At 47.3% G+C, this 26,186-nt stretch carries 22 protein-coding genes; 3 read left to right on the forward strand and 19 right to left on the reverse strand.

The window, feature by feature from the left end:
• Window positions 1–31: 31 nt before the first annotated feature.
• The 18 genes from fliD to MKX50_RS22865 all read right to left on the reverse strand — a co-directional run bounded on the left by fliD (window position 32) and on the right by MKX50_RS22865 (window position 17,553).
• Entirely contained in the window at window positions 32–1,513 is a 1,482-nt protein-coding gene (gene fliD / locus MKX50_RS22780) for a flagellar filament capping protein FliD (RefSeq protein WP_213593656.1), read from the reverse strand.
• A 26-nt stretch (window positions 1,514–1,539) separates the two neighbouring features.
• Window positions 1,540–1,875, reverse strand: a complete 336-nt coding sequence (locus MKX50_RS22785) for a flagellar protein FlaG (protein ID WP_213593654.1) — start codon at window positions 1,873–1,875, stop codon at window positions 1,540–1,542.
• Between the two features lie 76 nt (window positions 1,876–1,951).
• Entirely contained in the window at window positions 1,952–2,803 is an 852-nt protein-coding gene (locus tag MKX50_RS22790; RefSeq protein ID WP_213593652.1) for a flagellin, read from the reverse strand.
• 167 nt (window positions 2,804–2,970) lie between these two features.
• Entirely contained in the window at window positions 2,971–3,207 is a 237-nt protein-coding gene (gene csrA, locus MKX50_RS22795; RefSeq protein ID WP_213593650.1) for a carbon storage regulator CsrA, read from the reverse strand.
• Window positions 3,185–3,643 carry a flagellar assembly protein FliW gene (gene fliW / locus MKX50_RS22800; RefSeq protein ID WP_339157838.1) on the reverse strand — a complete coding sequence of 153 codons (459 nt, stop codon included), beginning with the start codon at window positions 3,641–3,643 and terminating at the stop codon, window positions 3,185–3,187. The genes csrA and fliW overlap by 23 nt, the downstream gene beginning before the upstream one ends.
• Window positions 3,644–3,716: 73 nt before the next feature.
• On the reverse strand, window positions 3,717–4,289 hold the full coding sequence (locus tag MKX50_RS22805) for a DUF6470 family protein (RefSeq protein WP_213593646.1): 573 nt from the start codon (window positions 4,287–4,289) through the stop codon (window positions 3,717–3,719).
• An 11-nt stretch (window positions 4,290–4,300) separates the two neighbouring features.
• Window positions 4,301–5,203, reverse strand: coding sequence for a flagellar hook-associated protein FlgL (flgL, locus tag MKX50_RS22810; protein ID WP_213593644.1), 903 nt, complete (start codon window positions 5,201–5,203; stop codon window positions 4,301–4,303).
• Window positions 5,204–5,214: 11 nt separating this feature from the next.
• On the reverse strand, window positions 5,215–6,780 hold the full coding sequence (gene flgK, locus MKX50_RS22815) for a flagellar hook-associated protein FlgK (protein ID WP_213593642.1): 1,566 nt from the start codon (window positions 6,778–6,780) through the stop codon (window positions 5,215–5,217).
• Between the two features lie 23 nt (window positions 6,781–6,803).
• Window positions 6,804–7,304: a flagellar protein FlgN gene (locus tag MKX50_RS22820; protein ID WP_213593640.1), complete on the reverse strand. Its 501-nt coding sequence runs from the start codon at window positions 7,302–7,304 to the stop codon at window positions 6,804–6,806.
• Window positions 7,301–7,594, reverse strand: a complete 294-nt coding sequence (gene flgM / locus MKX50_RS22825) for a flagellar biosynthesis anti-sigma factor FlgM (RefSeq protein WP_213593638.1) — start codon at window positions 7,592–7,594, stop codon at window positions 7,301–7,303. The genes MKX50_RS22820 and flgM overlap by 4 nt, the downstream gene beginning before the upstream one ends.
• A gap of 122 nt (window positions 7,595–7,716) precedes the next feature.
• Window positions 7,717–8,133: a TIGR03826 family flagellar region protein gene (locus tag MKX50_RS22830; RefSeq protein ID WP_213593636.1), complete on the reverse strand. Its 417-nt coding sequence runs from the start codon at window positions 8,131–8,133 to the stop codon at window positions 7,717–7,719.
• Window positions 8,134–8,239: 106 nt separating this feature from the next.
• Window positions 8,240–9,040: a ComF family protein gene (locus MKX50_RS22835; protein WP_339157839.1), complete on the reverse strand. Its 801-nt coding sequence runs from the start codon at window positions 9,038–9,040 to the stop codon at window positions 8,240–8,242.
• 155 nt (window positions 9,041–9,195) lie between these two features.
• Complete coding sequence (locus tag MKX50_RS22840) at window positions 9,196–10,197, reverse strand: helicase-related protein (protein WP_339157840.1); 1,002 nt, start codon at window positions 10,195–10,197, stop codon at window positions 9,196–9,198.
• Window positions 10,198–11,826: 1,629 nt separating this feature from the next.
• Complete coding sequence (locus tag MKX50_RS22845; protein ID WP_339157841.1) at window positions 11,827–11,988, reverse strand: hypothetical protein; 162 nt, start codon at window positions 11,986–11,988, stop codon at window positions 11,827–11,829.
• A gap of 206 nt (window positions 11,989–12,194) precedes the next feature.
• Window positions 12,195–12,620 carry a hypothetical protein gene (locus MKX50_RS22850; RefSeq protein WP_213593635.1) on the reverse strand — a complete coding sequence of 142 codons (426 nt, stop codon included), beginning with the start codon at window positions 12,618–12,620 and terminating at the stop codon, window positions 12,195–12,197.
• A 278-nt stretch (window positions 12,621–12,898) separates the two neighbouring features.
• Complete coding sequence (locus MKX50_RS22855; RefSeq protein WP_213593633.1) at window positions 12,899–13,627, reverse strand: response regulator transcription factor; 729 nt, start codon at window positions 13,625–13,627, stop codon at window positions 12,899–12,901.
• Window positions 13,620–14,792, reverse strand: coding sequence for a sensor histidine kinase (locus MKX50_RS22860; RefSeq protein ID WP_155612515.1), 1,173 nt, complete (start codon window positions 14,790–14,792; stop codon window positions 13,620–13,622). The genes MKX50_RS22855 and MKX50_RS22860 overlap by 8 nt, the downstream gene beginning before the upstream one ends.
• A 49-nt stretch (window positions 14,793–14,841) precedes the next feature.
• Entirely contained in the window at window positions 14,842–17,553 is a 2,712-nt protein-coding gene (locus tag MKX50_RS22865; RefSeq protein ID WP_339157842.1) for a stalk domain-containing protein, read from the reverse strand.
• A 1,065-nt stretch (window positions 17,554–18,618) separates the two neighbouring features.
• Between MKX50_RS22865 and MKX50_RS22870 the strand changes: the two genes are divergently transcribed.
• The gene (locus tag MKX50_RS22870) at window positions 18,619–19,290 is read left to right on the forward strand and encodes a hypothetical protein (protein WP_339157843.1); all 672 of its coding nucleotides are present in this window, start codon (window positions 18,619–18,621) and stop codon (window positions 19,288–19,290) included.
• Window positions 19,291–20,020: 730 nt separating this feature from the next.
• Here MKX50_RS22870 and MKX50_RS22875 read toward each other — a convergent pair.
• The gene (locus tag MKX50_RS22875; RefSeq protein ID WP_339157844.1) at window positions 20,021–21,325 is read right to left on the reverse strand and encodes a TolC family protein; all 1,305 of its coding nucleotides are present in this window, start codon (window positions 21,323–21,325) and stop codon (window positions 20,021–20,023) included.
• A 211-nt stretch (window positions 21,326–21,536) separates the two neighbouring features.
• On the opposite strand from MKX50_RS22875, the gene MKX50_RS22880 reads away from it, so the two are divergent.
• Window positions 21,537–22,943 (forward strand): efflux RND transporter periplasmic adaptor subunit, encoded by a 1,407-nt coding sequence (locus tag MKX50_RS22880; RefSeq protein WP_339157845.1) that lies wholly within the window; start codon window positions 21,537–21,539, stop codon window positions 22,941–22,943.
• Window positions 22,940–26,110, forward strand: a complete 3,171-nt coding sequence (locus MKX50_RS22885; RefSeq protein ID WP_339157846.1) for an efflux RND transporter permease subunit — start codon at window positions 22,940–22,942, stop codon at window positions 26,108–26,110. The genes MKX50_RS22880 and MKX50_RS22885 overlap by 4 nt, the downstream gene beginning before the upstream one ends.
• Window positions 26,111–26,186 lie beyond the last annotated feature (76 nt).

Consider the following 26,186-nt stretch of genomic DNA (forward strand, 5'->3'; position numbering starts at 1 on the left):
TATTGATCATTTAGTGTAATTTATCCCGAGGTCACTGACCTAATTGTGAAAACAACCATGAACTTTGATTATTCATCTTTTGCAGCGCAGCTTCCATTGCAGCAAACCTTTTGTAATAACGGGTTTCAATATCTTCTAGTTTTCTCTTCCAATTGGACTCTTGCTCAGATAGGGCCTTTAGTTGTTTACCAATAACACTATCATCCATAGCCTCTAGCGATCCGGTACCCATTTTTTTCTTAAATTTTTCCATCTGCACATTAGCTATATTATACAGCCGGTCTGCGATACCTATGTTACTTTTTCCTGCAGGAGGTGTTTCATCCGATGTTCTGACGAACAGTTCCTTCACTTCGTCAAACCGTGTATTAATTGCCTCCTGAAGCTTAGCTTCATCAATCTGCAGCTTCCCGTTTTCTCTATAGTCAGATATGACAGTAATACCGATGCTAGACAACAACTGGATTTGATCTTTAGGTACATTCAAGGGAGTATTTAGGGCACTTCTCATGGATGACAATGTATCTCTAAGAATGCTATCGTTATACAGTGTGCCTTGTCTAGCCCGCTTTTCCCATTGAGTAATCTGACTCTCACTCATGGCCTCTTTCTGCTCCGTGGTGAGTGGTTCATATTCACGGTTGCGTCTGGTATCTGCAGCGGTTGAATAAAGATCAATCAAAGAATTGTATTGAGTAACAAAATCTTTGATTTTATCGACAATCCCGCTCCGATCGGTTACAACACCTATTGAAGCCTCTCCCGGACTACGCAAGGTAACTTGAACACCATTGATGGATACACTATTAGAAGCAGATTTAATTACATTTGTTGATCCATTCACATAATATTCGGCATCCGAGCCACTAGCACTTGATTGAGAAAGATTAAGAAAGCTCATAAAATTATCGAGGCTATTGTCACTCGGGTTACTAGGATCCAAGCTTGCTATACTAATTTCCGAATTATCTCCCGTCTGTGAGGAACTCAAATAGAGAACACCGCTAGCTTTATCAAAATTAGCTTTGACACCAGTTTGAGAAGCTTTACTGTTAATATCCTTTACAATCGATTCTACCGTCGAAACGCCTGCAGTGAATGCCACCGTAGCCTTTCCATTGATAGAAATCGCTCCGCTCTGACTTATTGTTTGGGTAGCAGATGCAATTGGATTACTTACAATAGTTGCGGAGGTAGCAAGCTTATCTACTCTAACCGAGCTAATTCCTGCAGAAGTCCCGCTCGATGCTATTTCAATTACAGAAGTATTCGAAGAGGTAGCTGTAGTTTTTTCAAAGTTACTTTCAAAACGCAAATTGTTAATAGAATTCCGAAAAGACAAGAGCGCGGTATTCATCGCCTGATAATCTTCTCTCTGCCAAATCGTGAACTGCTTGCTTTTTAAAACTTTATCAAGTGGAACTCTTTCGGCTTGCATTAGCTTTGTAATAAGACTATCGGTATCTAGCGTCCCACTAAAACCAGTAATCCGGATTGGACTGTTGATTGCCATTTGGTACCTCCTTTACCTTTACTCATTTACAATTTTTCATCCACGAAGAGACCAACTCTTCTTGTGATGTTATACAGCATATCGAGCATTTTCTCACTTGGAATTTCACGAATTACTTCATTGGTCTCGTCCTGCATTACAAGAACCATGATTGTATTTGTCTTATCATGAACCTTCACTTGGATATGAGTCCCGAGCTCTTCAAGTTTCTTATTCGTCATGTCAACAAGTTCAGGAATCGTCTTCTCTGGATTGTTTTTAGGCTTATCTGTATTCACTTCCAACGAAGCTTCGTTAGCAAGATTATTGAACCATGGCAGCAAGGACGAATGCGAAGAGTTTGAAGAAGGATCTATCCTCATCACTCTCCCCCCTTTCCCCTACTAAAGGCCAGATATTAAAAAAGCCGACCGGTTCCCCGGCCGGCTATAAACCAAATTAACGAAGCAATTGCAGTACGCCTTGCGGCTGTTGGTTCGCTTGAGCCAACATAGCAGTTGCAGCTTGTTGAAGAATGTTGTTCTTCGTAAACTCAGACATTTCTTTCGCCATGTCAACGTCACGAATACGAGATTCAGCTGCTTGCAAGTTCTCGGAAGTAGTTCCAAGGTTGTTGATCGTATGTTCCAGACGGTTTTGAACAGCACCGAGATCAGAACGCATTCCAGATACAGTATTAATTGCCGCTTGAACAAGGCTCAAGTTAGCTTTTGCAATACTGTTCATGCTACCCATAGCAGTAGTAGCACCTTTCAACTCTTGAAGACCAGTAGTACTAAATTCAACACTCAATTGAGTAGCTGTAGCAGTTTCAAGCGACAAGCTAATTGTTTCTCCTGAGTTAGCACCCACTTGGAACAATACGCCAGTTGTATCACCGTTAAGCAATTTTTTAGTATTGAATTGAGTTTGTTCTGCAATGGAACCGATTTGTGCTGAAAGCTGTTTAACTTCAGAGTCAATCTTAGCAGCATCTTGAGTTGTCAACACTTCGTTCGCACCTTGTACATACAGCTCAGCCATACGTTGCAGCATAGCGTGAGTTTCGTTCAAAGCACCCTCAGCAGTTTGAATCAAGGAAATGCCGTCCAAAGCGTTCTTGGAAGCTTGCTCCAAGCCACGGATTTGGTTACGCATTTTCTCGGAAATCGCCAGACCAGCAGCATCGTCAGCAGCGCGGTTGATACGGTAGCCGGAAGACAGTTTCTCAAGGGATTTACCTTGTTGAGTGTTGTTGAACGTCAATTGACGTTGAGTGTTGTAAGAGCTGATATTGTGGTTAATACGCATAATAAATTTCCTCCTTGGAATGTTTTGGTGATTAGCATCCATGCTTCACCCGTATGTGGACAGTTCATGGGTTGCGGCCGTCAATGCCATGACAATTGTCCCATGATATATATATCGGCTGACTTGGGCTATTGTTTATAGTAATCGGAACATTTTTATAATTTTTTTTAATTTTTCTTATGGGCACTCACATTACGAAGAAGTTCCTGAACATTGTCCGATTGCAGGACAGCTTCTTTATTTTGCTCTTGGATAGCATCGTAAATTTCTTCCCTATAAATACTCACATCAGCCGGCGCTTCGATCCCGATCCTCACCTGCTCTCCACTAACTTCAACCACAGAGATGACAATATTGTGATCTATGATGATTTTCTGCCCCTTATTTCTCGACAGTATCAGCATGGCGTCCCTCCTGATCTTCAACTTTGTTCAGCGGATGTCGGGTTTCATACTCAGACTGCTCAAGTATAATTTGAGCAGCTTTTCTCGATTTAGGATTCATAATGATCGGGGCCTTCAAGTTTAATGTAATATCGGAAGGAGACCTAACAGTGACTACAGATCGAACGATAACCTCATCTTCCTTTTCAATTTGCAAAATATCGCGCCAACGCTGTTCAAGCGTAAATTCATATTCCGGATAGAACATGAATGGATCGGTTAATACAAAAGTTAAATTTTCCTCATCCAAGGACTGAATAAATTCAAATGGGCTATCCTCTTGTGCAATTCCCACAAAGTTTTTATACTCTTCAAACCCTAAAATCGGAACAGAAAAATCCCATGTAGCATCAGGATAAACTTCAATTTTTCCAAACCTTGCTGTTTGTACAATCACAGGGAATACCTCCTTCAATTCAAAAAAAATAGCTATATGAAATTCCTTCATTATAGCTATTTTACTGGATTAATCAGACAACCTCATCCAAATGCCGGTTCGTTGCCGTCATAAATATAAAATTTTTCTGTATCAAATAAGGATTAACCTTGCCCGGATAATAATCCACTACAGGCTTACGAATAACCGGATCTGCACTTACCCTTCCAGGCAAGTAGTTCATGCTTAAAGATCCAGGAGTAAAAGTAACATCCACATTATCATAATTTGCCGGGCCCATAAATTCAATTGGCCTGTCCTTCAATGCATTCTGACGAGCAACTTCAGCAAATGCATTTCCTTTCATATGAAAGGCCATCATCCGGTCGCCAGCTTGGGCAATTTCCGCGATGTTTTGCATGGAGGACTCTAGCGAACTTTGAGATACACGGTCAGTAAATTCGTCAAACTTCGCTTTGCCTAAAGCGGACCAGGCCTTCCTTGCATCAATTTCGAGTGTAGCCTTGGATCGCTCCATCTCTAATTTCCCTGGCTCTTGATGCAAATTTAACGATGGCCTTGGCTGTTCAATACTCCATTGACCTTTCGTTGTTTCTAAGGCCAGCCTACTGAAACCCTGTTGAATTTGAATACGGGGAACTTGCAATCAAACCCCTCCTATCGCAGGAAATCCAACAAACTTGGGCGAATAATGCGTGCCATGGTATCAAGCGAAGCTTGATAGATACTTTCTGCCGTCTTGAGCTCAGTTATAACTGCTGGCATATCCGCATCTTCGGTTAAGGATTGCAGGGATATATAATTCAGATTCAAATCATTCAACCGGCTCATTGAGAACTCCAGCCGATTTTGCTTGCCGCCAATCTCTGCCTGCGCAGTAATCACTCTTTCTAAATTCTCCTGCAAGGCTGGAATAGCATTTTGAATTGCTGTAGTTCCCGATGGACTAGTATCATTTAGGGCATTTTTAAAATCATCCAGTACTTTAAATAATCCATTATTATCCCCAAAAGCCCCGAACACTTTATCACCCAGCATATTTACCGGTACATAGATACCTGCTCCGATTTGATACTGAACCACACCTTCGTCCAAACTATAGGCTGTATTTGCTGGATCGCTTGGATAAGGAGCTTCATTTACTCTTTCCCCGTTAAAAATGTATTTCCCCTTAAATTGTGAGTTACCTAATGAAACTAGCTGTTGATAAAGCTGATCTACTTCTTGCTTAATATTATTCCTTGCATCAGCCGGAACAGTATCGGTTCCAGCTTGAACGGCCAACTCTGCCAAACGCTGAATGATACTCGTTGTCTCCATCAAGACGCTATCTGTAAATTGCATCCACGAATTCGCATCTTCCACATTTTCCTCAAATTGAGTAGTGGAGCTAATCTCGCCACGGTATTGCAGCGCACTTGCAACGCCAGCCGGGTCGTCGGACGGGCGATTAAGCCGCCGGTTTGTCATCAGCTGTTCCTGGTGCTTGTCCAGTCGTTTGAAGTTATTTTGCAGATTGCTCATCATCGATCTACTCATCATAGACTGAGTGATACGCATATACTCATCTCCTATCTACCGACAACCCCGGTGCCGTTAATCAATTTATCGAGCATTTCATCAATCGTCGTCATGACGCGGGCAGAAGCGCTATAGGCATGCTGGAACCTGATCATATCCGCCATTTCTTCATCCAGCGAGACGCTGCTTACCGCTTGACGCAACCGATCCGCATGATCGGATAACAAAGTGCCATTCTGTACCATCCGGTAGGCATCATCTGAGTCTGTCCCTAACTGGGCAATAACCGATTGCAAATAACCAGCGAAGGTTCCTTCATTCGTAATTGCGCCATTCTGGCCGCGATAATCAAACTTGCCCTCTGCTAGTGAAGCGATCATTAATGCCAGGTCGCCATTCCCCTGCAGAACTTTCTCTGTAGTAACCCCATTCTGGGTGACCTGCTCTGTTCGCATAGCAGCCGCAATATTAGCCAGATTGTCGACGATTTCTGGGTTAACACGAATGTTCGCTGCTGTAATGGTCCCCCCTCCAGTGGCAACAAAAAAGTCCTTGCCCGCCGTCGCCGGCTCTTGAAGGGTATAACCCAGTTTGTGCAAACCATTCAAGCCATCCACAGTATGCTTCGTGTCCTGAGCAAGTTTTCTTGGATTCGTTGGATCCATCACCGCACCAGGAATGGTAACTCCCGGAGGCAATATCGATCCCGCAGGCAAGGTCACTTCAATTTTCCCCGTGGCTAGCGTATTCGCCATCACGTTCATCTGAGTAATATAGTTCTGGACATGGACATCACGGGATTCTACATAACCGGCGATTTCCCCTCTTGTAAGAGCGTTGACGTTAGCTAAAGCAAACTCCGTAGGCGGCTGGATGCCGTCCACGACCATAACATCGCCAAAAATGACCTGATAGTTGTCATCCGTCTCTATCACTTGCAGGTTCCCTAGCGTGGACAACTGATCGATAAGCAAATCTCGTTGGTCTCGCAAGTCGTTAGCGTTATCTCCAAGCCCTTCCACCCGGTTGATCATGATCGTCAAATCCGAGATTTGCTGCACCGTATTGTTCACTTCAGCCACCTTGACATCAATCCGCTGAGTCAGATTGTTTTGCAGCGTGTTGAGCTGAGAGGCAATATGATTAAACGTTTCTGTAAGAGCGATTGCTTTCTGCTGAACTACCGTTCTAGCAGACAAGTCGGTGCTGCTCGGATTTTTGCTAAGCAACTGCCAAGCATTCCAAAACTCCGAAATACTAGTGGCAATGCTGTTCTCTGAAGGTTCGTTAAAAATACCCTCAACGTTGGATAGCGTCTCTTGCTTCACAATCCAGGTCGACAGATCAGAGTTTTGATTCCGGTATTCGATATCCAGCAGGAAATCGCGAATCCGTTTAATGCTAGTAACTTCGACACCCATCCCGAGCTGATTCGGGTTCGTCGAACGGGTCATCCCTGGAAATTCAATCGGTCTTGCCGCTGCCATCTTGGCTACTTGACGAGAATAACCCGGCGCGTTAGCATTCGTAATATTATGTCCCGTTGTGGCCAGCGCTGTTTGCTGGGCAACGACTCCTCGCTTGCCAACTTCAAGTGTATGAAAAGTAGATCTCATTTCGTTATTTCACTCCTATCCTTTTAAGCTCTCGTGTCAAAAAAACTGCGTGGCTTCTGCGCAGCATGCTGCTTCGAAGGATCGCGGTACATCATGTCATCCTCCGGCTCGCTTACAAACAAGTTGAGGCTGTAATCTATAAATGTTAAGGACTGTTCGACCAGTTCCTTGTTTATTCCGTTCAAGCGCTTCAGCTCTCTTAGCGTATCCGACAGCTGGGCCTGAGCGGCCAACAGCTGCTGCTTCTCCGTTACGTCGAATACGAGACGTGTCATTTCGGTAATCGTTAGTTTAAGCTGAGAACGAATCCCCTTTTCCTGCAAAAACTGCAGGGCGGCTTGTTCGCGAAGCTCGTCAAGCTCCTCGGTTTGTTTGAGCAGACGAGCCTCTTGGTTCATCAGCTTTGTCAAAAGAGCAATATCGTTATCCATAATGGCCTGCTGCTTTTCCTTGCCAAGTTCAATGATCTTCCGATACATTTCATCCGTCTGATGCAAAACATCGATTACGTTCTGTACGCTCACTTGGAATCCCCCGGATCAACAAATGATTTGAAGTACGGCGCCATCTTCTCCGCTAGCTTGCTGGCTTCAACATGATACGTCCCCGTGGATACTGCCTTCTTTAACTCAGCAATTCGCTCCATCCGCTTAGGGTCTTGAACTTGATTGTGCTCTTCAAGCATGATTCTGGCCTCCGAAGAAATCGATAGCTGGTCCCTTTGCTTCTTCTTATCTACTGAAGTATCCCGATTCTCAACGTTGCGTTGATACGGATTGACCCCGTTAATTCGACCTGTCTCATTGATTTTCAAATTCATTCACCTCGTTTCAAATAAAAAAAACCGATAATCTTTACTAAGTTTATCGGCGTAGGTTTAAACATTGTTAATAGCGAAGTTTAGGAATTTCAATAATAATATAGGTTATTTTGGCATTATTGATTACGGAATTTGTCGACTGCGCTATAAGCCCCGCTGTGGTTACGATCATCATGAGCTTGTCTAGCTCCGCCCTCTTCCCTGACAGCGGCAGTCAAATCACGCGTAAGACGGGTACGGCAGGAATCACACATATTATTCTCACGAATAAGCACACCGCAGACCTCACAAGGGTACATCATATTCGGGTTATTGGCTACAGTGATCCGTCCCTCTTTAATGAACTTTGTAATCTGTTTGACGGAGACGCCTGTCGCCTCATGAACCTCCTGGATCGTAGCCAGTTTCTCTTGACGCAAATATTCAAGACATTTCTCATACTCTTTCTCGATATCTTTAATGCAGGATGGACAGATGTCCCTAAAATTATTGGCGAACAGTTTGCCGCAGCGCGGACAATTTCCCAAATTCATAACCATTCCCCCTACTTGTCCAATCGTAAAGCTGTTTAAAATAGATTACCTTATTTCAGGGGTGTTCGTCCATAATTTCCTACAAAAATACTGAATTTTGCTATATTTAAGATCTTGCCCAGGTCAAACTGTAAATTTCGCCGCTTTCCCCCAGCTCTGAGCAAATGTTTTGCAACACGGCAGCGCAGGCATTGATCGTGCTCCCTGTCGTATAGACATCATCCACGAGCAGCAAACGAATGGCTCCGCCATGGTCGGAAAAAGTTCCCTGAGAGCGTGCCGCCACAGTTGCCAGCCGTTCAGAGGCATCGGGTAAAGCTTGAAAAACACCTTGCATATTTTTAAGCCTTTCATGTCTGCTCTTAAAGCTTTGCTTATCGGTATGCCGGGTACGCGTCAACAAGTTTAACAAAGGCGTACTGCTTCCGATAGGGCCTCCAGCTAAAGCAGCTCCCCTAGCCAACTGCTCTGCCTGATTGAATCCGCGTTCCACCCGCCTTGCTCCGCTCAAAGGCACAAACGTAACTGCATCAAAAAAGTTTTTTTGAAGTCCCAACTCATTTTTCATTTGCTCTACAGCCCGTCCCATCATGCGTACGAGAACCGCACCATAGGCCTCATGTCCGCGGTATTTATACTGAGCCAGCCATTGACGCATCGAAGCGTTATAGGCTACACTGCTGCGGTTGATGACAAAACAACGCGTCGTTCCTCCCGTCCGGCTGCAATCCGGACACCCGACATGACGCCCGCAAACCGGGCAGCGGGGCTGCATAATCCAAGGGATGCTCGAATAGCAGGACAGGCACAATTCGGGATAACCGGGAATCTGTGCGGTTATCTTGCTGCCGCAAGCCAAACAGAGGCTGCCTGCCTGACTCAGCAATCGATGGATTGGTTTCAACATGCCTGAGAACAACCGCCCAAGTTGTTCTGAATATAAGCAAGAGGGGTCCTTGGCTATATTCCTAACAAGTTTCATACTCATCCTCCTTTCCTTAACATCGCATTACTTTGGCTCCAATTTTACTGATGTCCAAACTACGTTTCATTTCGATAGCCCTACCTTGGTTGGCCTGCCTTCGAATCAGCTTGCCGCAGAAAACCCTTTTTAAGCGCGATTTTGTTCATTGCTTTGATTTGCTTCACGGCTCCACGCTGAGAGTTTGTCCACTCGGGGGAAGCGAAGACGACAATACCCGCAGGGTCATCTTTGGAACGGCCGGCTCGACCGGCCATTTGCACGAGGGAGGCTTCGTCAAATAGCTCGCTGTCGGCATCCAAAATATATACATCGCTTTTCGGCACGGTCACGCCTCGCTCCAGAATGGTCGTCGTTACGAGGATGCGAACTTCGCCCGAGCGGAAGTCGAGCACTTTATCGGAGCGCTGCTCGTCCTGGGAAGAAGTTCCCTCTATTGAAAGAGCAGAAAACCTGCGCCGCAGCATAGCAACAAAGGGATCAATATGCCGGATGCGCGATACGAACATAAAAATTTGCGCCCCTCGCCGAATCGACTCGTTTAGGGGCTGCAGCAGCGAGCCCGGCAGCCGCTGACGCCGTACAGCCTCCGCTACACTGCTCATGGCGACGCGCCGCGGCACAGGCAGCGGATAACCGTGGAATCTTGCCGGAACCTTTGCGTGCGCCAGCCTTCCTTGGCGGATCTCGCGCTGTAAAGATAAAGGGGGCGTGGCCGATAAATAGATGAAGCGCCCGTCGGGTTTGCAGGAAGCCTCTGCCGCAAAAGCAAGCATGGGATCGTTATGATAGGGAAAGGCATCCAGCTCGTCGATAATGACAAGATCGAACGCCTCATGGAACCTTAGCAGCTGATGGGTCGTGGCCAGATAGAGCCGCGCCCGCTCCCAGCGCTGGACGCTGCCTCCGTAGAGAACTGCCGCCGGTTCATCGGGAAAGGCTTTTGCGATCCGGGGAGCCAGCTCTAGAACAACGTCCCGTCTCGGCGTAGCTACCAGCACCGTCCCACCGCGATCAAGCGCATATTGAATCAGGGGAAAAATCATTTCCGTCTTTCCCGCTCCAGTTACGGCCCAGAGCAAAAAGCGCGGAATTCGCGCATGCGTCGCGGCCTTGGCGGCCGGAAGGCCGCCGCGCCCGCCCGCTTCCTGCGTGCCCGCCAGGAAGCGCAGCGCCTCCCCCGCGCAGCTGCGCGCTGCGCGGGGCTAAGCCCCCACCGGTCCAGCAAGGACCCGGTGGGGGGCCCTGCCGTGCCGCCACCGCTGCCGGGCGGGCCCGGCGGCGGCACGGCGCAGGCGCTGCCGCGAAGCAGCAGCGCACAAGAGCGGCTGCGCCCCAGCGCGAGGCAGGCCTCGCAGTAGGCGCAGCTGCTCAGGCCGCACGACCCGCAGGGCGTGCGGCGAAAGGCCTCGCTGCCGCAGCGGCGGCAGCGGGTAGGCCGTGCCCAGCCGCGCAGCGGGGCACGGCTGTGGCGGGCGGTGGCCGGGGCCACGCCCGCGGTGAGCTGTACGCGCCCCTGCAGGTGCGCGTACTGGGCGGCGGAGCGCCACGCCGGCGCCAGCTCCGGCAGGCGCTCCACCAGGAGCTGCTGCAGCTCCGCGGCCAGCAGCGACCGCCCCGCCAGTGCGTCTACTAACCGCGACGCGCTCTCTGCGATCACCCGCAACTCCAAAGCGCATCTATCCAGTCCACCTCTGTCCAAATGAGCACCCTGTTCGGCTGTCGCCCCCCCAGCCTGTTCCGCTTTCGCTCCCCACAGGCTCATTCTCTCTTCCATTTCCCTTTGTATAGCTCGTCCTTCCCGCGTCATCCCTTTCTCCCTCGTCCATATAAGCCGCGCTAGCCCTAAGCTTTCTAGAAGATACTTGTCACGCGCCAATTCAACCTTAAATCGCCGGGCCAGTTCTTCTTGCAAATATTCATTCCACTGCCGCGCCCCCCACTCATCCATACGAGCATGGTGCATAAATCCATCCCGCAGGCCTACAGCCAAGCCTAAGGGCAGCTCGGCAGCCAGAAGCAGGAGAAATTTCGTCTCCCCGGCCCCTGGCGCCCGTCCGGCTAACTCCGCGCCGTTTTCCCAGCCGCCTTCTAACCTTGTGTATTGCTGGCCAATACCGCTCCGCCCCACGCCACTCCAACTTACATTTACCCGCCCGTCCTGCGTCCACCATGCCAGATCAATGCCAAAATCCAAGCTGACTTTTACCTCCCATTCTGATGGGCATCTAACTGCGTACAAACAGACTTTCAACCGATCCCTCCTTTTGCTTTATAAGCACCAAATCTTCATTTCAAGACAACCTTGCAGTCTACTAAAATACACAACCACGGATAGTAGCATTTACGGAATAGGACAGTCCTCCCCACAAAAAATCACCCTTGTCCCAAAAATATCCGCGCTGCGGCAAGCCCTTTCCGGGCCAGCCCAGCCTATCACTAGCCTTTAATACATTCTGCTATTTCTAAAAAAAGAAAAAGAACCTTTTGAAGAAGATGCTGCACGATACTTTGGCGCTTAATCAAAATGACCTGGGTTGCTCTAGTACAACTACTAATCGAATTAAATGTATTTCATGTATCTAGTTCGTTTTTATACAAGAACTTAGGTGAACTAACTGTATTTCATGCATCAAAATCATTGTTTTTGGGACTCACCTCCCTTTCAACCGCTTTTTAAATACAGGAAATCCAGCTAATTACTCATTTTGCTAAAGAACGGAGTTATTAAATGTAACAACTCCAGTTATTTCACCAGTCGGTCGGCTATTAGTTTGTTCATTAGTTTGTTCACTAGTCGGCTCATCAGGCTCATCAGTTAGCCCATCAATTGGTTCATCAATTGGTTCATCAATTAGTTCATCAGTTACCATCAGTTAGATAAATCATTCACATCACTCCCAACCTTCATTCGCCGTACGAGTGCTGCGCAAGCCTTTCCCACGTTAGCGTCGAACACACCTTATAACAGCACCTTATCTTCTCCGTTCCATCCAAACGCAAAAAAGCACACCCCTCGGCCATGCCCAAGAGTGTGCTTCACATCTTACGTTTCACCAGCATATTCAATTGACTGCAGCTATGCCTGAACATATGGTATTTTCGCCGCTTCGTGCGGCACCCGGAGATCGATGAATTTCAATTGCTCCCCATCGTTAGGAGAATGGCTCCGGATGATGTCATGTTCATCCTGGATTTCAGCCTCGCCAACTACGGTCAGGTTCATTTCATTGGCATACTTCATTCGCTCAATGATCGCCAGCGTGTCATCCTGTGAACCATCGTCCAGTATCGTAACCCGGAGAGATTGTGCTCTCAAGCAGCTGTACCACATAAGCGCCCGCAAATACCACTCCATCTGGTTCTCATGATTATGAGCTACTAGAATATAGTGAACCTGCTTTCGAGAGCTCGTTTCATACTTTAAATACCTGCTGTGAAAAAAATGCACAAGCGCTCCAGCAACGCCATAACTAAACAATATCCAGACCATGTAAGGAATCATGCGACTCAACCTCCCTATGCGACAATATATGCCGCCGGAAGCAGGTCGGTTACTGGGCTTTCATTACATATCCCTGATAAGACGTATGCTTATTATCCAACGTCGCATTCGAATCATGCTGCCTAGCTGTATGTACAGGCTTAACTGCTGCATTGTATCCTTGTCCAAAAAAGAACAGATGCGACCTCACTTTTCAATTTAAAGTAAATATTGGAAACGGATAAGCGCGAAAGACCCTTGCTGATGTCTTTTACGACGGATAAGCAAGATCCTTCCTTTTATAAAGTTACCCAACCGAATTTGATCGCGTTTATTACGGCTTGCGTTCGATCATCTACATCCATCTTTTGCAAAATGCTGCTGACATGGTTCTTGACCGTCTTCTCACTGATAAACAAGTGCTCGCCGATCATTTTATTGCTGCGGCCTTCCGCCATCAAACGGAGTACCTCTGCTTCCCGTCTTGTGAGCGGATTGTCGTCACCGGCTACAAATTTCACCCCGGCTTCACGAATGGCGCTGTCTTCCGCAATTGCCCCAGTCTCACTTAAATACTCCATCCGGCGCAGCTGCTGAATCAGTTTGCCCGTCACCTTTGGATGAATAAAGGCGTTGCCCTCAGCTACGGTACGAATCGCATTGACAAGCGACTCCGCCTCCATATCCTTCAGCAAATAGCCAGTAGCTCCTTTGCGCAGCGTCTCAAACACATAACTTTCGTCATCATGTATAGATAGAATAATTACTTTTACCTCAGGAAGGGCATCGCGAAGCTCTGCCGTCGCGTCCACTCCGTTCAATTGCGGCATATTAATGTCCATCAAAACGATTTCGGGAAATAACTGCTGGCATGCTTCTAGAACTTGGGACCCGTCGCCGCATTCGCCAACAACTTCGATATCTTCCTCCATGTTTAGAATCCGTTTAAGCCCCTCGCGAAAAAGTTGATGATCATCAGCCAAGAGAACTTTGATTGTTTGTCTAGTGTTAGAATTAAGATTATCCATCCTGTAACTCCTTCCTCTTCTCTGCGTTTGTCGGGATATGGATGACGATTTTGGTACCCAAATTCGCCGTTGATTCTATTTCCATTCTTCCTTCCAGCAACTCCACCCTTTCCCGCATGCCAATTAATCCAAAATGGGTGTGCTCTTTGTTCTTAAGCTCCAGCTGATCCACCTTGAACCCCAGTCCGTTATCTTGAACCATAATTTTAACCATCTGGGCTTGATACGTAATTTCTACGATGACATACGTTGGAAAGGCATGTTTTGCCGCATTGGTGAGCGCTTCCTGGACTAATCTGAATACTGCTGCCTCCATGGCCGAGCTAAGACGGTATTCCTTGCCCCTTGTCTCAAAGGTCGTTCGGATTTTTGTCTTCTCTTCATAGTCATGCACATATTTGCGCAATGTCGGAATGAGCCCCAAATCATCCAGCGCCATCGGTCTAAGATTAAAGATGACTTTTCGCATTTCTTCCAAGCTGGAGCGCACTTGTCCCTTTAAATCTATTATTTCGTCCTGGACCATCTTAAATTCCTGCCTAGCTAGCATTCTTTCTACAATTTCCGTCCTAAGCACTAGATTTGCGAGCAGTTGCGCGGGACCGTCATGTATCTCGCGGGAGATTCTCTTGCGTTCCTCTTCCTGGGCCAGTATTATTTTCAAGCCGATGATCTGGCGGTTTTTGGCAGATTCCAGAATCCGAGTAACTTGTCCCAGCTCCCCTGACAAGTATTCTAACACAACTCCCATCTGCGTGCCGATGGTCTCAGCCCGCTCGACGGATTTATCCACATTGCGAGCCCTCTTTTGCAATTCATCACGCCGGGCCTTCAGATACATTTCTTTTTCACGGTAAATAAGCAGGTCGAGCTGCAGCTGTGTCGCCTTCTCGTAAGCCTGCTTGATATCCTCTTCTTTATAGCGCACGAAATCCCGGCTGACTTCCGTCAGCCGGATGCGGGAACGCCGGTAATTTACCTCAAGCTGGTCAACCTTTTCCACGGTTTCCGCCGTTTCCTTCATGACCTGCTGAAGCTCGTTATTCAGCGTTTTCAGCTCATTTCGTGCCGAATCCAATATTTCCAGCATTTGCAGTTTGCTGTTCTCCATAACGCTTATAGCGTTCTTAATGACGCGATCTATAGCATCGGCTTGAAAGTCCAATTACACCTTCTCCATTTCCTTGTGTCCATATATGCCATATTTAATCATATCATGATTCAAGGGTAATGGATTTGGTTTTCTTTTCCCATTTTACATCGATACCAAGTGCTTCCGACACCAATCTCAATGGGACCAAAGTCCTTCCATCTACAATAATCGGTGAAACCGTCGATTGCTTCCTTGTACCGTTCAGTGTAAATTCCTTCTTGCCTACCGTCAGTTCCATGACAGAGCTGCCCGACAGCACAGTAACTTTCTTGGACGTAGCGTTCCATTCTGACTGTCCGCCAAAATGATCGAGCACATATCTAATCGGTACATACGTCGTATCGTTTTGCAGCAGCGGAGCGACGTCGATCCCTTGTTTCTTGCCGTTAACGGTCAGGGATTTCTGGCCTACAGTCATAACTACTTTTGCGCTAGGCAGGCCGGTATCTCCATCCATAACAGGCGAAGTAAATTTAATATTATCAAAAGAAACGCTTCCGGTTAAAGCACGCTCGTCCTGTCCTTCCTCCAGGTTAACAAGGTATAGCCGCTTCAGCTTGGCCGAAGGCTTCAAGCCTGCTGCGCTCAGATCAACCGTCAGTGTCTTCCAGCCCGAGAAATTAAGCGGCTTGGCCAGATCTACGTACACCGCCTTGCCATCCGGATTTGCAAACTCCGCCCGCAGCCAATTCAGGCTGGAATCCCCCAGCACATCTACCGACATTGCCGTCGAGCCGTCAGGAATGCTTCTTCCTGCCGTTCCATTGAATTCCGCATAGGCAAATTTATTGCCTGTCCCGTTCGTTAAGTCATAATCAAGCTTAAGGACTTTGGAGTTCTGGCGCTCTCCCGTTCCTTGTACAACCATAGCCGTTCCAGCCGCTTCGGAAGGAAGTCCTTTAAAGGAAATCGGGTAACCCGTGTTCTCAAAGTTCTCCCAAATTTGCTCCTCTGCGGTTGACAGAACGATCGGCGTCGAACTGAATCCATCATATTTCGCCGTAGCATAAGCCACTTTGGCTCCTGCATTGACGGATTGCACCGTCAATACGCCGCCGGATACCGCAGCCTTCATTCCTTTAAACTCCCAGGTCAAGGATTCGGCCGGCACCTCTATGGTTCGCCCATCCTTCAGCTTGGCCTGCATTGGTACGGAGACGCTAGTACCCGCCGCAAGCGGCGCATAGGTTGTCGTTGAAGCGAGACTATCCAAATCGCTGCCGCCTAGGACAGTCACTTTCATGCTTGTCTTCGCATCACCGCTAACCGCTGTAATTTGCGATGTCCCCGGTTTCACGCCCTTAAAGCCCGCTCCCGTCCAGCTTACATTGCCGTTATCCGCCTTCCAGGTTGCCTGAATCCCCGAAGCGTCCACCGGGTTATAGTAGGTGTCGTACCCCTTCAGCGAATAATCCGCCGTTTGTCCAATCAGAAGCGAGGATGCTCCGCTGACTTTAAGCCCCTTCAGCGTCCCTTGGGGCGCCGTAGTATATACGCCCAGCCCGTTGGCCACCGCACGCTGCGAGCCGTCTCCATTGGATGTTGTAAAGGTCAGGGTCACCTCATTTTCAGCCAGCGGACGATCGACCATTGTCGTTGAGCCTCCGCCATCCAGATTGAGACCTTTCCATATACCGATCGCAGCCATGAACTTCTGCAATTCGGACAGGGTCATGCCGGAGCTGCTATTGTTCTTCTCCGCAGCGATCAGGTAGGCGTATTTGCCATCCTGGGAATAGCCAATTGCTGTACGGGCTACCGCGCTGCTGCCGCTAATGCTGGTCACAGAGCGCGTAAAAGAGGATGGTTTCCCCTGGTCTACAAGCAGCGTATGTCCGCCGATCATCATTTTCAGGTCAGCCGGATTCAGCTCTTGACCGCTGCTAAGTGAACGAAGCCGGTAGTTGGTATCTAGTTGCTGCCCCACGTACAGGTTGGCGGCCACGAAATCGGCTGCCGTGCCGTGAGCCCGCAATATGTAGCCATCCGAAGGCACCGTGCCTGGTATAGGCGCTTTAATCGATATCTGCTGTACTACGCCGCCTTGGACGAGCACCTCTGTAGGTGTTGTAGAACTGTCTTTAGGGCGATCTTCGGACTTCCAGGCGCTTGTATATATATACATTTTATTCGCGTGGCTGTAGGACTTGTCCGGCTCTGTGATGTACGCTTCCTGATTGATGCCGGATAGCGGAAAGGTCAGACCGCTGTCGGTCATCACACTTCCCTGGAACTCAAACCGGTCGATCATCGGGGTTCCGTCATTCCGCAGAGCAAAGGCATACATCCCCGCCAGCTGCGACGGGCTCGTTACGACCGTTCCTTGGGATACCGCGCCGCCGAGCGCGACGCCCTGCCCTGTTGTCGAGAAGAAATCGCCGTTAACGCCTGCTACCGCGCCAGTCTCTCTAGCCATTCCCTGAACGGACTGCCTGGTCGTTACCTGCCCCCCCTTCCCTGTCATGACATCCAGATGGACGTAAGGATTTGTCAAATCGACTTGAATGACATCGGCGAGCACCTTCACCGATTTGCCGGATCTCGTTGTCGTATATTGATATTTTAATAGCTTGGCGCCAGACGTAATGTATTCTTCACTTAATTTCACCGCCTGCTCTGAAGCCGCATGCGCTGTTGAGGCAGGCCCAAACCACTCTGTCCCAACATTCCACACAGGCTGAATCCATATCATACCGGCCAGCGTAACAAGAATAAGCTTCTTGCCGTTTCTGACAGCAAACCGAACCAACTTCGTGTCTTTGCGAACTACCATTGTAATTTATTACTCTCCCATCTGTATGCGTTATGCCAAAAACCGATCCCTATTCTTCCATTCTGGGAATCTAGTACATAAATAATAGACTACTTTTAGACGGAAAAGTTACGCAAAAGTAACAAGTTTGATAAAATCGGAACGAAATTGGGGATGACTGGAAGGAATGGAATAAGTCGTGGGGGCGGGAGTTTCATCAGTGGGGGGGGAATTTTGATGGGTAGGTGTTGAGGGGTTGGTTCGATGGGTTGGTTCGATGGGTTGGTTCGATGGGTTGGTTCGATGGGTTGGTTCGATGGGTTGGTTCGATGGGTTAGTTCAATCGGTTTGCGGGAAGGGGCGATAAGTTGATGTCAGTGGTAGCTTGAGGCTATGACAACGGCAGAATTGAGTAGGCATAGAATGAAGCAGGGCAGGATGAAAGGAACGGATAAATTATAATAGAATTATGAAATGCAATAGGTTGAAGTGATTGGAATGAGTCGGATTGGAGTGATGGATGGGAATTGTAACATCACATGCTGCTGAATGAACGGATATAAGCGATGCGGAACACTTATCATAGATGATGACAATTGGATTTACTGTATCTATTCTATAGAAAATATTCGATGAAGAGAAATTAATTGGATTGACGGTGCTTAAATCAGTCACGACAGCAACCTTTTACATTTGTAAGCCATTTTAAATACTCCAAATCCAGCTAAATTCAGCCTATCATGAAATTAAGTTAAATTAATTGCAAGAATTCCATTTAAATTACCGTTACCATACCGTATACCATCATACCATTATGCCGTTATGCTGTGTACCGTTATACCGTACCGTACGCCCCTATGCCGCTATGCCCCTATGCCATCCACTCCCCTTTTTAACAAGCCTCCCATCCTCTGTAGAAAATAATATATTCCATATCTGTACCGCTAGCTAAATGCGATACATATTCGTATAATGGTGATATACACGACGAAGAACGTCCTGTCCCTTAAAAAGTGGGCAGGACGTTTTTGTATGCTTTAGTGTATGTTCTAATATCCACCAAATTTGATCGGGAGGCAGGTAAACATGGAATTTGAAAAAGCCCACAGGCAGTTTATTAACAATCATATTTTGCGCCGTAAAGGAGAACGTAGAGCTCGTCTTGAGAGAGGCCACGGACATGGAGAGACACTCTTTCTGAAAAATGTCTGGTGGCCCCTGTATAGAAACCTCGATCATCTTCATCCCGAGTACGAGGTCCCAGACTGGCGCGGGCGCTCCTACTTCGGTGATTTCGCCTTCTTACCAGGGCATTTAAGATTCATACTTGAAATTAAAGGCTATGGTGCGCATGTTACCGAGATGGACCGGACCAAATACAGTAATGAATTGAATCGCGAGCTTTACTTGCAATCACTGGGCTACCGAGTTATATCACTAGCATACGATGACGTTGCCAATAGGCCCGAAATATGCCGCAACTTGCTGCAGTTGCTTTTCAACCGTTACCTGACACAACAACAGCCTCTTAAACCAAGCGCTTTGGAAGAAACAGCAGTTATTCGCCTATGCCTAAGTTCTATCCAGCCCATCCGCCCCAAGCAAGTAGCAGATCATCTTTGTATCGATCATCGTACGGCCATTCGGATTTTACGTTCACTAACTCAAAAAGGATGGCTTCGCCCTATTTACTCCGGCGCAGGATTGCGCGTACATCAGTATGAACTCAATAGAAACGCTTGGGACTTAATAAATTGACTTTATGTTTACCTGATCTAAGATATCAGCTTGCGCACGTGTAACCTACTATTATAACCCGACTCCTATGACTTGCTGACCTGCCCCTTACGACTTACTACTTCTGATGATTCACTTATTCTTGTGATTCACATAGTCCGATGATTCACTAACTCCTATGACTATTGACCACAACTTACTAACCCTTATAAGCCTTATGAATAACATAGATCGAACCAACCTGACTCACTTCCATAATTGCAATATTAGATTTAGATGGATTGCCCGTATCTATTTCAGCCTTATACTATGACTTAGATAAAATAGCTGGGTTCCGTGTACCTGCTGCATTAATTTTTGGACTTACTTCCTTATCCAACTCATATTAACTACAAGAATTCCAGCCAATCACATACTCTACGATAATATTCAAATTTTACATACAGAAAATCCAGCTGTTTTTGCGAGCTATCCTCCAATAAATCCAACTAATTGCGAATCATTTTCGAATCGGCGGCGTACAGTAGTTTGTATACCAAAACTTGTCTTTTTAGGTAGTCACTAACTAGTTATAACAACAGCAGCTTGCGATGCGGTTAACAACAACGGTTAGCGAATAGGCCAACTATAGTGGTTGCCACGTCTAGCAGGCCGGCTGAAAAACATAAAAAAACGCCCTGCCATCTTTTAAAATGGAAGAACGTTTTTCATGGCCGGGTCCGTCCGTCATGTGCCTCTACCGCATGGATTCTTACATAATGAAGCCTTCTTCAAGCGCATCTACAGAACGCTCTACTACGTAAAGCTGAATCCGAGCCAGCTCCTTCGCCAGCTCCTGCTGCGTCAACATAAATGCTGACTTGTCATAATCATGGCGAGAGATTAATCCATTGTCGAATCGCTTTGTCATGTGTATATTATCTTGCTTTGCGTTATTATAATCGTTTACTGCATTTTCGTAAGCCTTATAAGCCAAATCTGCATTACTGTACAGTTCATCGATTTTTTTATTAAGCTCGATCCGCGTTTTTTCAGCCTGCTGCTCTGCAATACGCACATTTAATTCCAGCAGATCTTCCTGGTCCTCATTGGTAGTACGGGTATGACTCTCTTGATGTTTTGCCAAAATGATGGAGTTCCATTGCCGCTTCATTTCAAATGATTTTTCCAATATACGCTCCCGCTTCAATGGGCTGATCGGCTGCGGGGTGAACTCCGGCAGATCTGCCAGCTCGATATTGGGATCATAGACGATGCCAAGGTCAAAGCTGAACTGGATTAACGCCAATTCATATTTGTTTTTTAGCCCATCCAGCTGCTGCTCCTGCTTTTGAATTTCCCTTTGCGCTTCAGTAACCTTGACCGCCGAAGTCATGCCCATCTCCTGCAGCAGTTCGGCTTTTCTCAAGTCGGCCTTCAGGACCTCCAAGTACTTTTCGGCCACAGTCCGTTGTTTGTCAAGCGAGAGCAGTTCCGCATACTGCGAAGTCACTTGCAGCTTAATTCCTATGCGAGCTTCCTCCAAATCAAGAACTGTATTGGCCTGCTCCATCTCAATCTGCTTTAAAGCAAGAATCAGCTGGTCGCGTTGCCCTTGCAATTGCTTGTTCATGGCATCGGCAATATTGCCAACACCATTTAATAACTGATTCACAACCATATTAGTTTCTAGCGTCGGATACAAGGAAGGCAGCATCTCCTCCGGAATCTCGCCATATTTCTCCTGAATCTCCTCAATGGATTCCGGTAATGTATAGGAGCTTCCCGCCCCTCCGCTGGCATTATTGAGCTCTTTTTGCTGTTCTTTAAGGCTTCCTTCATTTAATTTTACAGCCGTCAGTTTTAAAGTTAATAGTCTGTAATTCAGCGAATGATCCAACGATAACTTCAGCACCTTATCCAGATCCAGGCGCTTAATGGGCATTAGGGTGCCCGAATCGATAAAGGAATCCTTTAATACCTCTTTGAGAGTCGCTTCCTTCCCGGTACGAATCGTGTTGTCTTCGTCCGTACTGGCGGCATGGACTGCTACCGGCCCCGCTGATAAAAGACTCAAACACAGCAGTGACGATATCATTGCCGATAGACTTCTTTTCATAGAAAAATTACCTCTCTCTCCCAATTCAGACTAGTCATATCGCTCCCATAATATCATCAGAAAATGGAGAAATCAACTTTTGTACCTTCGCTTGACAAGCGCGCCACGACTGGGTTACTTTAAAGTTAAAAAATTTACTAGGGGATAAACTTAGGAGGAGAGGAACTGGATGAAAGGACGTTGGCCGGCTCTATTTTTAGCCATTTCAATGATGATGATTACAGCAGCATGCGGTTCAGCTGATAAAGGGACGGCATCGAAAGAAGTAGCAACCGCCGTACAGGTCATTACCATTAAGAAAGAACCTCTGAATGCAGAGTACAATTTCTCGGGAACGCTGAAGCCGGAACAGGAGGCAAGCATTTCCTTTCAAGTTGCGGGACAGATTGAACAGACGCTAGTGGAAGCAGGCGATCCTATTAAAGCAGGGGATGTCCTTGCTGTCATTGATGATGAGAATGCGCAATTGCAACTGAAACAAGCGCAGAACGGCGTAGCTCAGGCCGCTGGTCAGCTCAGCGCCGCCAAAGCAGGGGTAGAAGCAGCTCAGGCTCAGGCCAAAGCGGCCAAGGCGCAGCTGGATACAGCCGAGGCCAACCTTACTGCCGTGGAGAAAGGCGCCTCCGCCCAGAAGCTTGCTCAGACTCAGAATGCAGTCGCTATGGCGCAGAGTGCCTACGACAAATTCCTGGCAGATGAAGAGCGTTATGCGAATCTTTATTCTGCCGGCCTAATATCGCTAGATGATTATGAGAAGTTTCAACTGCAGCTTAAAGATGCCGAAACATCACTGGAGAACGCCAAGCAAGCGCTATCCGAGCTGACCGAAGGCGCTACTGCAGAGCAGCGCAAGTCGGCACAGGCTGGAGTTGAACAGGCCAAAGCCGGCAAAAGCGCAGCCGAGGCAGCCGTAGAGCAAGCCAAAGGCGGACAAATGCAAGTACAAGCAGCATACGACCAGGCTATGATCCAACTGGAGCAAGCCCAACTGGCATTAAGCAAAACAAAACTGACCGCTCCGATAGACGGCGTTATTTTGAGTAAAAGGGCAGTCGTTGGTCAAATGGCTCCCGCTGGAGCCGAAGCCTTTGTCATCGGCACGATCGACACACTGATGGTTCCGATTGCCGTTCCAAGCGAGCAAGCAAACCAGTGGAAACCAGGACAAGTGGTTGCACTTGAACAGAACGGAAGCAAACGGCAAGGCACTGTCATAAGAGTCTCCCCTGCAACCAATCAAGGAACAGGTACATTAACCGTGGAAGTGAGCGTTCCTAATCCTAAGCAGGATTGGATTCCAGGACAAGTGGTTCGTGTAGGCCTATCATCCGCCGGGCAGGAAGGTATTTTTGTACCAGCCGGAGCGGTAGTTAGTAACGGTCAGGAACCTTATGTGTTCAAACATGTCAACGGCAAAGCCGTCAAAACGGTGGTCGAATTAGGTGCCCGTATCAGCGAGGATAACCGCTTGAGCATTGCCTCGGGGCTTCATGAGGGTGATGTCGTTGTCAGCATCGGGGCAGATCGCTTATTTGACGGAGACACGATTACGGTCGTGGAGGATAATGCAAAATGATCGAATATACCATACGTAAAAGAAAGATTACCCTCTTATTATTTATCATTTTAATTATATTCGGTATTTTTAGCGCGACTACGCTCCCCCGTCAGGATATGCCTGACGTCGTATTGAAGCAAGCTGCAGTCATAACTGTTTTTCCGGGAGCTACGCCAGAGCGGGTAGAGCAGTCCGTTACTAAAATTTTGGAACAGACGATCAAACAGGTTGAAACAATCGAAACGATTGAATCGACCAGCTCAAGCGGCGTTTCCTCCATTATGGTATATGCTTATCCGGATGCAGATGCAGCTGCCACATGGGATCAATTGCGAAAAAAGGTGGAGGATGCCACCGCCGATTTGCCCAATGGTGTTCATAAACCTATTGTTAACGACGACCTGATCTCCTCCTTCATAGGTTCCTATGTGATCTCTGCCGATAATCCGGATACATTGTATGCTCTCAGTGATCTTATGATCGATTGGCGGGATAAGTTACGCCAGGTGAGCGGCGTTGCAGATGTAAAGATCGAAGGTATTCCTGAAAAAGAAGTGAGCATTAAGGTCGACCTCCAGAAACTAGAGCAATACGGTATTCCTTGGGAGCAGGTTGTGCAAGCTGTAACCAATATGAATAACCGTACACCGCTTGGCTCGCTGGATTATGACTCTCGCAGCTATGATTTGGTCGTCTCTGATATTGCCGATGCCAAAGAACTAAATGAAGTACTCATTAGCAGAACGCAGACCGGATCTCCGGTATATTTAAAAGATGTCGGTCAGGTTCAGCTGGCGGACATGAAGCCGACCTATCTTGCTTATTACAACGGACAGCCTGCCATCTCCATTAATGTGTCCGCACAGACCGGTTCGGACGTGCTGACCATGGATAAATTGATTTCTCAGAAGCTGGATGAGCTTAAGGGAAGCTTGCCCAGCAACGCACATTTTTCTCCGGCCTTTGGTCAAAAGGAAGTCGTCAGTAAAATGTTCAGCGAGCTGCTTCAGGAGATGCTGGTCGCCATTACTGCTGTCATTTTGGTCTGTACGTTAGGGCTTAATCTAATGACGTCGCTAATCGTGGCGGCAGCCATACCGATTTCCATAGCGATAGGCATGATCGCGATGCCTTTCACCGGAATTACGATCAATGAAATTTCTATCGTAGCTTTGATTATTGTACTAGGGATTCTGGTCGACGATGCCGTCGTGGTCAACGACAATATCGAACGCAGATTAAGCGTACTGGGGGAAAGTCCCGAAGTCGCCTCAATCAAAGGGGCAAAGGAAGTATCCGTATCTATCCTGACTGCCACCCTATCGACCATTTTTGCATTTGCACCATTGCTATTTTTAACCGGGGATATCGGTTCCTTTATTAAGCCGCTTCCTATTGTCATTTCCTGCTCCATGTTCGCTTCCATGATTATGTCGCTGACCATCATACCGATTTTCCGTCAGTGGCATGAGAACCGGCGCAGACAACGAGCAGCCAATAGCAGAGCTGCAGATGAAGAAGTCACTGATCAGCCGAATAACCCTTCTTCAGAGGAGGCAAAGCCAGCCGGCTTGCTCGGCAAACAAATTCAATCGTTAACCAAATGGTATTCCGGCACTCTGGTCCCGAAAGTACTTAAAAAGCCTAAATTGTATGCAGGCATAGGCCTCTTAATCGGAACAGCCTCCTTCAGTTTAGCTTTGATTACGCCGATAGATTTGTTCCCTGAGTCCGAGGATCCTTATGTTAGCATTAATGTAGAAATGCCTGTAGGTACATCCTTCCAGGAAACTCAGCGCATGGTAAACAATATATCCCAGTGGGTTGAGAAGCAGCCCGAGACCGAGCTGGTCAGCGTGGGTGTAGGCGGCAAGGCTCCCCAATTATATTCTGACATTACCAATGCCCTTGCCTCTTCAGCTTCTGTCGGACAGATTTCTGTTATTGGCAAGCCGGGTTTATTTAAATTAGATACAACCGTCTCCGCTTGGGAAGCGGAGCTGAAGCAGCAATTCCCAGGCGCAACAATTTCGACCCATGTCCCTAGACTCGGAATCCCCGTAGGTTCTGCGGTTTCCGTCCGGATTGCCGGTGAAGATCTGGGTACACTGCAAAAGCTGTCACAGCAATTAAAAGAGAGAATTTCCAAGTTAGACGGCGCCACTGGAATCAAAGACAATTTCGGAAACCAGAGCTATACGCTAGAATTTGAAGTTAACAACCAGGCCATGGACGAATATATGATCGATTACAGTACGCTGACGCAAACACTGCGGCTCATGGGCGATGGACTCGACATCGGCGACTTTGATACAGGCAAGCAAATCGTCGATATCAATTTTCAAGCCTCGACTCAAGGGGCAAGCCCCAACGAATTGTTCCAGCAAATTTATATTACCAATAAACAAGGGGTCCAAGTTCCTTTAGCACAGCTAGCTGAAATGAAGTCGGCATTTACAACGCAAAAAATTCAGCGTTATAACCTTGAGCGTATGATCACGGTCGAAGCAAATGCGGTTGGAAAGACAGCATCTGAGCTAAACGCCGAGGTGCGCGCTATTCTGAATGACATGGTTATTCCAAACGGGTATTCGATTGAATTTGGCGGTGAAACTTCAGATCAGGCGGATATATTCGGGGATTTGGCTATACTGTTCGTCGTCGTCATTTTCTTAATCTTCATTATGATTACGATCCAGTTCTACTCCCTATCGGCACCGATTATTATTATGACCACAGTATATCTGGCTGCCGCCGGCGGAATCATTGGAATCTTTGTCTCTGGATCTTCCATTGGCTTCATGAGTATTATGGGGATCATTTCACTAGCGGGTATTGTCGTACGTAACGGGATTGTCTTCCTTGAATTTATTGAGGATGCGCGGCGGGAAGGTGTCGGTTTGTACGAAGCGGTTATCTCCGCAGCAAGCGCCCGTTTCCGTCCTATCGTGCTCACTTCGTTCACGGCCATGATCGGAATGCTGCCATTGGCCATTACAGGAAGCATCTTGTTTAGACCTATGGCTTTCACCATTATATTTGGATTGATGTTCTCGACCGTTCTAACGCTGGTCGTCGTGCCTTCCATATACATGGTAGTCGCAAATTGGAAGGATAACCGGCGTAACCGCAAACAGACTCCAGATCCATCTATCTCTACAGCTACAGATAGCGTCTCCATGTAATCTCCATGTAATCGGCGGCCTCGCTTGCTAATTTTCAGATTTGCAGGTGAGGTCACCGCTACTTACTATAATGAAA

Origin of the sequence: Paenibacillus sp. FSL W8-0186, from assembly GCF_037969765.1 — a bacterium.
GTDB classification, from domain to species: domain Bacteria; phylum Bacillota; class Bacilli; order Paenibacillales; family Paenibacillaceae; genus Fontibacillus; species Fontibacillus woosongensis.

What these genes read in the sequence shown, in the direction of transcription:
- flgK (WP_213593642.1), bottom strand. Translation starts at nt 6,780, where the DNA reads ATGAGATCTACTTTTCATACACTTGAAGTTGGCAAGCGAGGAGTCGTT.
- MKX50_RS22785 (WP_213593654.1), bottom strand. Translation starts at nt 1,875, where the DNA reads ATGAGGATAGATCCTTCTTCAAACTCTTCGCATTCGTCCTTGCTGCCA.
- MKX50_RS22830 (WP_213593636.1), bottom strand. Translation starts at nt 8,133, where the DNA reads ATGAATTTGGGAAATTGTCCGCGCTGCGGCAAACTGTTCGCCAATAAT.
- MKX50_RS22850 (WP_213593635.1), bottom strand. Translation starts at nt 12,620, where the DNA reads ATGATTCCTTACATGGTCTGGATATTGTTTAGTTATGGCGTTGCTGGA.
- MKX50_RS22870 (WP_339157843.1), top strand. Translation starts at nt 18,619, where the DNA reads ATGGAATTTGAAAAAGCCCACAGGCAGTTTATTAACAATCATATTTTG.
- MKX50_RS22855 (WP_213593633.1), bottom strand. Translation starts at nt 13,627, where the DNA reads ATGGATAATCTTAATTCTAACACTAGACAAACAATCAAAGTTCTCTTG.
- MKX50_RS22835 (WP_339157839.1), bottom strand. Translation starts at nt 9,040, where the DNA reads ATGTTGAAACCAATCCATCGATTGCTGAGTCAGGCAGGCAGCCTCTGT.
- MKX50_RS22885 (WP_339157846.1), top strand. Translation starts at nt 22,940, where the DNA reads ATGATCGAATATACCATACGTAAAAGAAAGATTACCCTCTTATTATTT.
- MKX50_RS22790 (WP_213593652.1), bottom strand. Translation starts at nt 2,803, where the DNA reads ATGCGTATTAACCACAATATCAGCTCTTACAACACTCAACGTCAATTG.
- fliD (WP_213593656.1), bottom strand. Translation starts at nt 1,513, where the DNA reads ATGGCAATCAACAGTCCAATCCGGATTACTGGTTTTAGTGGGACGCTA.
- flgL (WP_213593644.1), bottom strand. Translation starts at nt 5,203, where the DNA reads ATGCGTATCACTCAGTCTATGATGAGTAGATCGATGATGAGCAATCTG.
- MKX50_RS22865 (WP_339157842.1), bottom strand. Translation starts at nt 17,553, where the DNA reads ATGGTAGTTCGCAAAGACACGAAGTTGGTTCGGTTTGCTGTCAGAAAC.
- csrA (WP_213593650.1), bottom strand. Translation starts at nt 3,207, where the DNA reads ATGCTGATACTGTCGAGAAATAAGGGGCAGAAAATCATCATAGATCAC.
- MKX50_RS22880 (WP_339157845.1), top strand. Translation starts at nt 21,537, where the DNA reads ATGAAAGGACGTTGGCCGGCTCTATTTTTAGCCATTTCAATGATGATG.
- MKX50_RS22845 (WP_339157841.1), bottom strand. Translation starts at nt 11,988, where the DNA reads ATGGTAACTGATGAACTAATTGATGAACCAATTGATGAACCAATTGAT.